Origin of the sequence: Streptomyces sp. SID12501, assembly GCF_010550245.1 — a bacterium.
Lineage (GTDB): Bacteria > Actinomycetota > Actinomycetes > Streptomycetales > Streptomycetaceae > Streptomyces.
Window position 1 is genome coordinate 1 of record NZ_JAAGLU010000818.1, and the last position, 417, is coordinate 417.

The following is a 417-nucleotide window of genomic DNA, read 5'->3' on the forward strand; positions in this document are numbered from 1 at the left end:
GAGCAGGGCTCCGGGGCGACCGGCGAGCGCTACGGCTACCGGCTCGTGGCCGGTGTGCCGGCCGGGTTCAGCGCGACCCTCGAGGGGTCGGAGCTGCGCGTCGCGGCCGACGCCACGACGCCCAAGGGCACGACCGGCCGGCTCGACCTGCAGCTGACGTACGGCCGCAGCGGCGTCATGGACGTCGGCGTCGACCTCAAGGTCATCGCGAGCTCGCGCAAGACCGCGACCGTGCGCGACTTCGTCGTCGACGACGCCGTGCAGGGCCGCGAGTCGACGGTCCAGGTGCTCGAGGGGTCCACCAACCCGTTCGCCGAGCGTGGGCCGCTGACGGTCGTCGGTGCGGTCGTCGAGACCGCCGGCGCCGGGACGGCCGCCGCGTCGTCGAGCAGCGTGACGGTGCGGCCGAACGGCGAC

Annotated in this window: 1 protein-coding gene; it reads left to right on the forward strand. The window is 75.1% G+C overall.

The features are described from left to right. The coding region (locus G3I71_RS48620; RefSeq protein ID WP_164325388.1) for a hypothetical protein at nucleotides 1–417 on the forward strand (417 nt) is incomplete at both ends.